The 9,458-nt window shown below is 63.7% G+C and carries 14 protein-coding genes; 9 read left to right on the forward strand and 5 right to left on the reverse strand.

Annotated features, from left to right (window positions below):
- The coding region (gene thpR, locus EOA60_RS07615) for an RNA 2',3'-cyclic phosphodiesterase (RefSeq protein ID WP_128311209.1) at positions 1-358 on the forward strand (358 nt) is incomplete at its 5' end.
- Here the strand turns inward: thpR and EOA60_RS07620 are convergent.
- Complete coding sequence (locus EOA60_RS07620) at positions 262-780, reverse strand: low molecular weight protein-tyrosine-phosphatase (protein ID WP_095825175.1); 519 nt, start codon at positions 778-780, stop codon at positions 262-264. The genes thpR and EOA60_RS07620 overlap by 97 nt on opposite strands.
- A gap of 49 nt (positions 781-829) precedes the next feature.
- Here EOA60_RS07620 and EOA60_RS07625 point away from each other — a divergent pair, with 49 nt between their 5' ends.
- The 4 genes from EOA60_RS07625 (at position 830) to EOA60_RS07640 (ending at position 2,387) form a co-directional block, all read left to right on the forward strand.
- Complete coding sequence (locus EOA60_RS07625; RefSeq protein WP_066991930.1) at positions 830-1,123, forward strand: 4a-hydroxytetrahydrobiopterin dehydratase; 294 nt, start codon at positions 830-832, stop codon at positions 1,121-1,123.
- Positions 1,124-1,252: 129 nt separating this feature from the next.
- On the forward strand, positions 1,253-1,615 hold the full coding sequence (locus EOA60_RS07630) for a YkvA family protein (protein ID WP_066991933.1): 363 nt from the start codon (positions 1,253-1,255) through the stop codon (positions 1,613-1,615).
- Positions 1,612-1,821 (forward strand): hypothetical protein, encoded by a 210-nt coding sequence (locus EOA60_RS07635; RefSeq protein ID WP_127214559.1) that lies wholly within the window; start codon positions 1,612-1,614, stop codon positions 1,819-1,821. Before EOA60_RS07630 ends, EOA60_RS07635 begins: the two co-directional genes overlap by 4 nt.
- A gap of 59 nt (positions 1,822-1,880) precedes the next feature.
- Complete coding sequence (locus EOA60_RS07640) at positions 1,881-2,387, forward strand: invasion associated locus B family protein (protein ID WP_066991787.1); 507 nt, start codon at positions 1,881-1,883, stop codon at positions 2,385-2,387.
- Positions 2,388-2,485: 98 nt separating this feature from the next.
- On the opposite strand, the gene EOA60_RS07645 is transcribed toward EOA60_RS07640, so the two are convergent.
- Both EOA60_RS07645 and EOA60_RS07650 read right to left on the reverse strand, forming a co-directional pair.
- Positions 2,486-3,832 (reverse strand): chloride channel protein, encoded by a 1,347-nt coding sequence (locus EOA60_RS07645; RefSeq protein ID WP_095825176.1) that lies wholly within the window; start codon positions 3,830-3,832, stop codon positions 2,486-2,488.
- 180 nt (positions 3,833-4,012) lie between these two features.
- Positions 4,013-4,312, reverse strand: a complete 300-nt coding sequence (locus tag EOA60_RS07650) for a hypothetical protein (protein WP_067323700.1) — start codon at positions 4,310-4,312, stop codon at positions 4,013-4,015.
- Between the two features lie 225 nt (positions 4,313-4,537).
- On the opposite strand from EOA60_RS07650, the gene rlmN reads away from it, so the two are divergent.
- Positions 4,538-5,773, forward strand: a complete 1,236-nt coding sequence (gene rlmN, locus EOA60_RS07655) for a 23S rRNA (adenine(2503)-C(2))-methyltransferase RlmN (RefSeq protein ID WP_095825177.1) — start codon at positions 4,538-4,540, stop codon at positions 5,771-5,773.
- Positions 5,770-6,237, forward strand: coding sequence for a hypothetical protein (locus tag EOA60_RS07660; RefSeq protein WP_066991800.1), 468 nt, complete (start codon positions 5,770-5,772; stop codon positions 6,235-6,237). The genes rlmN and EOA60_RS07660 overlap by 4 nt, the downstream gene beginning before the upstream one ends.
- 14 nt (positions 6,238-6,251) lie before the next feature.
- On the opposite strand, the gene EOA60_RS07665 is transcribed toward EOA60_RS07660, so the two are convergent.
- Positions 6,252-6,893, reverse strand: a complete 642-nt coding sequence (locus tag EOA60_RS07665; protein WP_095799628.1) for a LysE family translocator — start codon at positions 6,891-6,893, stop codon at positions 6,252-6,254.
- 180 nt (positions 6,894-7,073) lie between these two features.
- Here EOA60_RS07665 and EOA60_RS07670 point away from each other — a divergent pair, with 180 nt between their 5' ends.
- Together EOA60_RS07670 and EOA60_RS07675 are read left to right on the forward strand one after the other, a co-directional pair.
- Positions 7,074-8,297 (forward strand): argininosuccinate synthase, encoded by a 1,224-nt coding sequence (locus EOA60_RS07670; protein ID WP_128311212.1) that lies wholly within the window; start codon positions 7,074-7,076, stop codon positions 8,295-8,297.
- 166 nt (positions 8,298-8,463) lie between these two features.
- A complete protein-coding gene (locus EOA60_RS07675; RefSeq protein WP_245456919.1) occupies positions 8,464-9,051 on the forward strand; it encodes a hypothetical protein in 588 nt (195 codons plus the stop codon).
- A 113-nt stretch (positions 9,052-9,164) separates the two neighbouring features.
- On the opposite strand, the gene EOA60_RS07680 is transcribed toward EOA60_RS07675, so the two are convergent.
- Positions 9,165-9,458, reverse strand: a 294-nt coding sequence (locus tag EOA60_RS07680) for a lytic murein transglycosylase (protein ID WP_206628108.1), incomplete at its 5' end; no start/stop codon positions are given.

Below are 9,458 nucleotides of genomic sequence, written 5' to 3' on the forward strand. Positions count from 1 at the left end.
GCCGCACGCCGTATGGGCCGGCGTGTCCGCCTCGCCGGACCTGGTGGCGCTGCAGGGCGAGATCGACCGCATCTGCCAGCGGCTCGGCCTGCCGGCCGATCCGCGCAAATTCTCGCCGCATGTGACGCTCGCGCGCCTGCGCAATTCGAGCCCGGCGGACGTCGCGCAATATCTGTCGGCGCGCGGCAACTTTTCCACGCTGCCCTTCCGGGTCGGCCGCTTCGTCTTGATGTCGTCGCGCGATTCGGTCGGCGGCGGCCCCTACATCGTCGAGGAAGCCTGGCCGCTGGTTGGCGCCGATCCGCTCGCTTCCAGCCGCTTCGCCAGCGCCTCCGACGCCTCGCGGATCATGCGGTAGACCGAAACGAAGGCCTGCTGGTCTTCGTAGTAAGGGTCCGGCACATCGCGCGCATTTCCGCTGGCAAACTCCAGGAAGAGATGGATGCGGTCGCGCGTGGCCTGCGGCGCTAACGCCTTCAGATCGCGCACATTTGTCCGGTCCATGCCGAGAATCAGGTCGAAGCGCGAGAAATCGTCCAGCGCTATCCTGCGCGCCTTTTGCGCGGAAATGTCGATGCCGTGCCTTGTGGCAACCGCGATCGAACGCGGATCGGGCGCGGAGCCGACCTCCCAGCCGCTGGTCGCGGCCGAATCGAGCAGGATGTCCCGACCTTCCCCGCGCTCGGCCCACACGGCGCGGAAGACGCCTTCGGCCAAGGGCGAGCGGCAGATGTTGCCGAGGCAGACGAACAGAATGGATTTTATGGGCTTTGCGCTCATCGATCCGGCGCTATGGTTGGAATACCTCCGAATAGCACGGGAACCCGACATGACCAGGGAAAAACTCAACAAGGAAGCGATCACCGCAGCGCTGGCGGAACTCGAAGGCTGGTCGCTGGCGGCCGACGGCGCCTCCATCAAGCGCAGCTTCGGCTTCAAGAACTTCTCCGAGGCCTTCGCCTTCATGACCCGCGTGGCGCTGGCCGCCGAGAAGATGGACCACCACCCCGATTGGTCGAACGTCTACAAGACCGTCGACGTCACGCTGAACACGCATGACGCCGGCGGCGTCACGGCGCTCGACATCGAACTGGCGAAGCGGATGAACCGCTATTTCGGCTGACGACTGCCGATAAGTCCGATTCCGATTTGCCGGGCTGGCAACGGTGGAGACCTTGCAGGGGGGTGCCGCTTTCACCACATCTCCCGCGGTGGCCGCAACGCAAGCTGGCGCGTGGCCGAGGAGAGATTGATGGCGCAGGAATCCCGTTTCGATTTCTTTGGCTTCGGCGACAGGCTCGCCGGCGAAGGCGAGGTGCGCGAGAAGTTCTGGCGCACGGCCAAGAAGGCTGCCCGGCAGATCCCGTTCATGGAAGAGGTGGTCGCCGCCTACTATTGTGCCATGGACAAGGACACGCCGCTGCGCACCAAGGGTACCCTGCTTGCCGCGCTCGGCTATTTCGTGCTGCCGGTGGATTTCATCCCCGACTTCGTGCTCGGTCTCGGGTTCACCGATGACCTTGCCGTGCTCACCGCGGCAATCACCGCCGTCAGCGCCCATATCACCCCGGCGCACCGGCAGGCCGCCAGGGACGCCCTCGCCGACAAAGGTTGATCCTGGCTGACTTTTCGCCACAACGAAACCGCGAAACCGCCCGCGCGAAAAGACAAACTCTTGCCGCTTTCGTGCCCTCCAAGTTCGCGCCGGGACATCGCGACCGCCGCGTGGAAGCGGCGGCGCGAATGGCGGCGGTTTCCTGGGGTGAGTTCCTTTTGTTGGGAAAAATTCACCGTTTGGTAACCCTGATTAAATCAAAATGAAGCGACGGCAGGACGCCATGCGGCCCGCCTCCGCACCATTTCGGAATACGGGAAGAACGATGCGCGGATTGATTGCTACAGTTTCCAGCCTGGTCCTGGCGGCCGCCTTCGCGGCGCCGGCGCTGGCGCAGCAGGCGACCAAGATCGGCCAGCACAACGCCTGGGGCACGTACAGCTATCAGTCGGCAGGCGGCAAGGTCTGCTATGTGCTGACGGTGCCGACCGACAAGCAGCCGCCAAAGCTCGACCATGGCGACATGTTCTTCTTCGTCAGCCAACGGCCCGGGCAGCAGGTGTCCTATGAGCCGCAGTTCATCGCCGGCTACAACTTCCAGGAAGGCTCCAAGGCCACCGTCACCATCGACAAGAAGTCCTTCTCGATGTTCACCCGCGGCAAGTCGGCCTGGGTCGAGAACGCCGCTGAAGAGCCGGTGCTGATCGCCGCCATGAAGACGGGTACCGACATGAAGGTGCAGGCGAAGTCCGGTCGCGGCAACCCGACTTCCTACGTCTTTTCTCTGAAGGGCATCTCGGCCGCGCTGGCCTCGATCGCCAAGTGCAAATAGGCTGAGGCTCCCTTGGTGGAGGATGGCAATATGGAAGTCCGCCTCCCGCAAGTGCTGCCAGGGACAAGCGAATAAGGCGACAGCGCCAAGCTCGCCATTCAGCCTTGCTGCTCGACGGCCCTGCGCCGCCTGATCGCCTCGGCGATGAACACGCGTGACAGCGCGTGATAGAGCGGCTCGTTGGAGATCAGCCGCGCCGTGCCGTAGCCCAGCATCGCCGCGCACATCAGCGCGATGACGTTGTCGTGGTTGCCGGTCATTTCGAGGATGATGACGAAGGCCGTCATCGGCGCCTGCACGACGCCGGCGAAATAACCGGCCATGCCGAGCAGCGCGGCGAGGCCTGTTCCGGCGCCGAACGCCAGGCCAAGCGTGCTGCCGAGACCGGCGCCCACCGCCAACGACGGCGCGAAGATGCCGCCCGGAATGCCCGACACCATCGACAGCACGCCGGCCGCGAATTTTTCCAGGAAGAAGAACGCGGGTAGCGGCGCGCCTTCGACGGCGCCGCGGGCCTGAGCGTAGCCGGTTCCGAAGGTAAGGCCGCCCGAGACGAGACCGATCGCGGCAACCGCCAAGCCGCAGATGCCTGCCACGAGCAGCGCGCGCCACAATGGCTGCAGGCCATTCCAGCGTCGGACGCGCCGCGTGATCCTCAGCGCCAACAGCGAAAACAGCGCGCCGAAGCCGCCGCCGATGACGCCGCAGGCAATCACCAGCGGCCAGTCGGTGGCGAAGGCCACCGTGTCCCTGGCGACGCCGAAATAGGTGTAGTTGCCGAGCAGGCCGAGCGAGGCGAGGCCGGCGAGGATCACCGCCGTCAGCACCAGCCCGTTGGTCCGTGACTCATAGGCGCGACCCATCTCCTCGATGGCGAAGACGATGCCGGCGAGCGGCGTGTTGAAGGCGGCGGCGACGCCGGCAGCCGAGCCGGCCAGGATCAGGCCGCGCGCCTGCGCCACGCCGCCCCAGCGCGCCGCCTGAAGCATGAGTGAGGCGCCGACCTGCACCGTCGGGCCCTCGCGGCCGATCGATCCGCCGCAGGCGAGACCGATGACGGTAAGCGCAACCTTGCCCGCTGCCAGGCGCAGCGAAAGAAGGTGGCCGCGATCCTCGTCATCGCGCAGGTGACGGGCGGCGATCGCCTGCGGAATGCCGCTGCCTTGCGATCCCGGAAAGAAGGAATGGGCAAGCCAGGCGCAAATCACGAAGCCCGCGGGCGTCATGACCAGCGGCAGATAAAAGCGCCAGCTGCCGCTATCGCCGCCGGTGACGACGTGGAACAGCGCCTGCGCCCGGTCGGCCAGCAGGGCGAACAGCACGCTGATCAAGCCGATCGAGATGGCGCCGGCCCAGAACACAAGGCGCGGCTGCCAGACGCGGCGCGACGCCCACATAGCCTGCGAGCGCCGCAGCATCGGGTATCTACGCGATATGCCGGCCATGCCTGTCCTCTGGGTGATGACCCGCCCCTAGCACACTGAGAGGGAGGATCAAGCCTGCGAGGTCAGGTCAGGTCGAGGCGAGCGACGAAAATCGGAGATCGGGGAGCCAGGGCAGGACCGCGGTTGGATATCCCGCCGGCCTGCGCCGGCGGGCAGCAGGGTTGGCGAGTCCCACCATTCTCACATCGCCATCTTTTCACATTCGGCCTGGGCCTTCTTGGTCGACGTATCGATCATGTAGGCTTTGCCTTTGGCGTCGGTGATTATCATCATGCAATGCTTGATCGGCTTCGCCATCTTCATCATTTCGGCGCTCATCTTGGCGTCAGGCATCATGGTGCCCATATGGCCGTCGGGCATGATCGCCGTCATTTGCCCACCCTTCATCATGGTCATCGTGCCCATCGTATCCTCGGCAAACGCCTGCGAGGCAAAAAGGCTTGCGAGACCGGCGATGGCAACAAGCTTGATCGAATGCATTCCGCGTACTCCCATTTCTGCAAGGGCATGGTCGCCCCTTTCAGGTTCGCGGGTGCGCTTCGAGCTGTTACGTCAACACGAATATGTGATCTCAGCCGGGGCGGGAATAGCGACACCGGCCGCCTGTGCCGCCGACATGACTCCGGTCGCAAGCTGTGCTATGCGCGCGTTTCATTTCAGGCACGATGCTGAAATCGGCCGCAAACCGCTTATATTGGCGCAACCATGACCCTTTCATTCGATCTGACCGCCGAAGGCGCCCGCGACGCCTTGCGCGCCCGCGCCACGCCGGCCGAAAAGCCGTCGCTGATCGGCCTGACGCGTGCCGAGCTTGGCGCCGCTCTGGTTGAGGCCGGCATCGTGCCGGAGCGCCAGGCGAAGATGCGCGCCCAGCAGCTCTGGCACTGGATGTATGTGCGCGGGGTCTCCGACTTCGCCCATATGTTCAACATCTCCAAGGATCTGCGCGCCGAGCTCGACAAGCATTTCACCGTCGCGCGGCCCGAGATCGTCGAGGAGCAGATCTCTTCCGACGGCACGCGCAAATGGCTGTTTCGCTTTCCGCCGCGCGGCGCCGGCCGTCCGGTCGAGATCGAGACCGTTTATATTCCGGAGGAAGGCCGCGGCACGCTCTGCATCTCCTCGCAGGTCGGCTGCACGCTGACCTGCTCCTTCTGCCACACCGGCACGCAGAAGCTGGTGCGCAACCTGACGACGGAAGAGATCCTGGCGCAGCTGCTTACCGCGCGCGACCGGCTCGGGGACTTCCCCGACCGCGGCACGCCGGACGGCGCCATCGTGCCGGCCGAGGGCCGCAAGGTGTCCAACATCGTCATGATGGGCATGGGCGAGCCGCTCTACAATTTCGAGGCGGTGAAGAAGGCGCTGCTGATCGCTTCCGACGGCGACGGACTTTCCCTATCGAAAAGACGCATCACGCTGTCGACCTCGGGGGTCGTGCCGGAGATTGCCCGCACCGGCGAGGAGATCGGCGTTATGCTGGCGATCTCGCTGCATGCCACCAATGACGACCTGCGCGACCTGCTGGTGCCGATCAACAAGAAGTATCCGCTGAAGGAACTGATCGCTGCCTGCCGCGCCTATCCGGGTCTCTCCAACGCCCGCCGCATCACCTTCGAATATGTGATGCTGAAGGACGTCAATGATTCCCTCGAGGACGCCAAGGCGCTGGTCAAGCTGCTCAGGGGCATTCCGGCCAAGATCAACCTGATCCCGTTCAACCCGTGGCCCGGCACCAACTATCAGTGCTCGGACTGGGAGACGATCGAGAAGTTCGCCGACTACATCAACAATGCCGGCTACGCCTCGCCGATCCGCACGCCGCGCGGCCGCGACATCCTCGCCGCCTGCGGCCAGCTCAAGTCGGAATCGGAACGCATGCGCAAGGTCGACCGGCTGGCGCTTGAAGCGATGATGATCGCGGGGCACGGCGAGGCGTGAGGCGTATCATCGCCTATCTCGTCCGCTTCGCCGCCATCCTGATCGGCTATGTGATCGCCTCGCTGGCGGCGAGCGCCTTTCTCAACGTGCTGTTCCTCGGCTATTTCGGCTATGCGCCGGAGCCCGGACATCAGACGATCGCGCCCGCGCTCTATTTTTCGGTGCCTTTCCTGGCATTGTTCGTCGCCTATTTCGGCTTCATGCCGGCAGCGATCGTCATCCTGATCGCGGAAGTGCTCGGCCGCCGCGACTGGCTGTTCTATGCGCTGGGCGGCGCCGTCATCGCCGTCGTCTTCCTCGGCTTCGCGCATAACATCGGCGACGGCGATTTCGATGTCGCCGACAACAATGTCAGGCTCGCGCTGATCGGCAGCGGCATGGTCGGCGGCATCTTCTATTGGCTCTCTGCCGGCCGCTGGGCCGGAAGCTGGCGCCGCGAGGCGCTGCCCGATCTGGAGCCCTGAGCTCGGCGCGGGCTTTACTTCGCCTGTGCCGTCAGGATCTTGAGCGCGAAGGCCGAGAACACGCCGCCGAACAGATAATCGACCACGCGCGTGACGCGCGGGCTCGCCTTCATCGCCGCCGCGAATTTCTCCGCCGCGAGCACCATCGGCGCCGTCACCGGGATCGACAGCACGATGAATGTGATGCCGAGGAAGAACAGCTTGCCGGGTGCGTTCGGGTCATGCGCGGAGACGAATTGCGGCAGGAACGTCATGAAGAACAGGATGATCTTCGGGTTGAGGAGATTGACCCCGAGCCCGGCCGCCCAGCTGCGGAACAGCGAGATTTGCGGTCCCGTCTTCTTCTCCGGCGAAAAGGCCGAGCCTTTGGCCACCGCCTGCCAGGCTAAAAACACCAGATAGCCGGCGCCGAAAATCTTCAGCGCAAAGAAAGCCATGGGAGAGGCCACGATCAGCGCCGAGACGCCGACCACCACCAGCGTGGTGTGGACCAACGTGCCGCATAGCGCGCCTGCCATCGAGGCGAAGCCGGTGGCGCGGCCCTGGCTCAGCGTGCGCGACACGAACAGCGTCATGTCGGGTCCCGGCGTGATCGCCAGGATGACCGTGGCGATGGCGAACTGGATGAGCGTCGAAGTGTCGGGAATGAAGGACATGGGTCGCCTCGGAGTGGATCGCGCAGCTCTATAACGCGGCGATTTTTGCGTCGCCAGCGTCTGCCCAGGCAAACATCTGGCCCAGCCTGTATCATCGGCGGGCATCTGTTCGTCTCTTTCGCCGCCCGGAACGGCCGTGATACCTCGCCCGCGAAGCCATCTTCCCGCGGAACCGCCAAAATGTCCAAGACCAAAGACGTCAAGAAAGTCGTGCTCGCCTATTCCGGCGGCCTCGACACCTCCATCATCTTGAAATGGCTGCAGACCGAGCTCGGCGCCGAAGTCGTCCCCTTCACCGCCGATCTCGGCCAGGGCGGCGAGCTGGAGCCGGCGCGCCGCAAGGCCGAGATGATGGGCATCAAGGACATCCGCATCGTCGACGTGCGCGAGGAATTCGTTTCGGACTTCGTCTTCCCGATGTTCCGCGCCAACGCCGTCTATGAGGGTACATATCTGCTCGGCACTTCGATCGCCCGGCCGCTGATCTCCAAGCACCTGGTCGAGATCGCCAAAGAAACAGGTGCCGACGCCATCGCCCATGGCGCCACCGGCAAGGGCAACGACCAGGTCCGCTTCGAATTGTCGGCTTACGCGCTGAACCCCGACATCAAGGTCATCGCGCCGTGGCGCGACTGGTCGTTCAAGTCGCGCACCGATCTCATCAACTTCGCCGAGCAGCATCAGATCCCGGTGCCGAAGGACAAGCGCGGCGATGCGCCGTTCTCGGTCGACGCCAACCTTTTGCATTCCTCCTCGGAAGGCAAGGTGCTCGAGGATCCGTGGAGCGAGCCGCCGGAATTCGTCCACCAGCGCACCGTCTCGCCGATGGACGCGCCGGACGTCGTCACCGAGATCAAGATCGAGTTCCTGAAGGGCGATCCGGTCGCGCTCAATGGCAAGAAGCTGTCGCCGGCTGCCATGCTGGCGGCGCTCAACGACCTCGGCCGCGACAACGGCATCGGTCGCCTAGACCTTGTCGAAAACCGTTTCGTCGGCATGAAGTCGCGCGGCGTCTACGAAACCCCCGGCGGCACCATCCTGATCGCCGCCCACCGGGCGATCGAATCGATCACGCTCGACCGCGGTGCCGGGCACCTCAAGGACGAGTTCATGCCGCGCTATGCCGAGCTGATCTACAACGGCTTCTGGTTCTCGCCCGAGCGCGTGATGCTGCAGGCAATGATCGACAAGAGCCAGGAAGACGTCGAAGGCGCGGTGCGGCTGAAGCTCTACAAGGGCAATGTCATCGTCACCGGCCGCAAGTCGAAGAAGACGCTCTATTCCGATGCGCTGGTCACCTTCGAGGATGATCGCGGCGCCTACGACCAGAAGGACGCCGCCGGCTTCATCCGTCTCAATGCGCTGCGGTTGCGGACGCTGGCGGCAAGGAACCGCGAAACATGATTTCCGAACGTCGAAAGTTGAGATGAGCGGGGAAAACCCGGCGGGGATGCCGGGTTTTATTTCGCGTATCTGATCTAAGAAAAGTTCAGACTACTTCAGAGAAATTATCGTTTGACCTTTCCGCCGCTCCAATTAAGTTCGCCAGCGGGATGCGGGGGTTTTGACAGTGAAAAGTAGTATTTCTCTTCTGGTCGCGACGGCGTTGACCTTGATGACGTGCGGGTCCTCGCAAGCAGCCACGAAGCAGGCGTCTGCGGCTAATTTGGACGGGTGCATCTCCGCTGTGCATCTATGGAGCATCACGTTCAAGCACGAAATCGCCTCCTTCATGGGCGTCTCGCAGGAGCGCATGCCGGCCTTGTTCTGCCAGCGCATAGCCGAGGGGATACGCAGCGGCCGCATCAGCTACTCCGACATAAACAGGCTGCAGCTCGACCAACCGACCGAAATCTGGTTGGTCATCAAGGGCAAGTCCAAGGCGGCTGCTGCGGCCACAACGGCGCCGCGGAACTCTAAATTCCGTACCTGCTCAAATGTTATCACCGGCTCCTTCGAGGTTGCCGCTTCCGAGAAATGCCCCTTAGGCGGCAGCTACTCGCAAGCTGCCGGAGTCCCGACGGTGATCGAGGACAGGCCAAAGGCGGCTCCTTCAGCGCCGCGGAATCCCAAATTCCGTACCTGCAACGGCACTACCGGTACCTTCCAGATTCCCGTTTCCCGGAAATGTCCATTGAGCGGCTACGCGAACGATTGAGAGTTAGGTGATGAGATCGAACCTTGTCGTTCCGGGTGGTTGGGTTTTGATCCTTGCTCCGTAACAAAAAGCCCGGCGCAGGCCGGGCTTCTCGTTGGAATGGAGATATTGCATCAGTTGGCGTCGATCGCCTCGGCGATGCGGGCGATGGCCTGCTGGTAGACGCTTGCCGAATTCCAGCCGGCGATGGCGCCCATATTCGCCTCATATCCCGCGCCGGCCTGCCAGCCATGGGCTTTGAGGAAGTTGGCGGTGGAAGCCAGCGCGGTGTTCCTGTCGCGCAGATTTCCGTTGCCGACGCCATACTTCAGAACATTTCCGGGCAGGAACTGCGTATGGCCGATCTCGCCATGCATGGCGCCGACCGAGGAGGCGGTCAGCGCGCCGCGATCGACCAGCTTCAGGGC

It is taken from the genome of Mesorhizobium sp. M1A.F.Ca.IN.020.06.1.1 (assembly GCF_004023265.1).
GTDB lineage: Bacteria > Pseudomonadota > Alphaproteobacteria > Rhizobiales > Rhizobiaceae > Mesorhizobium.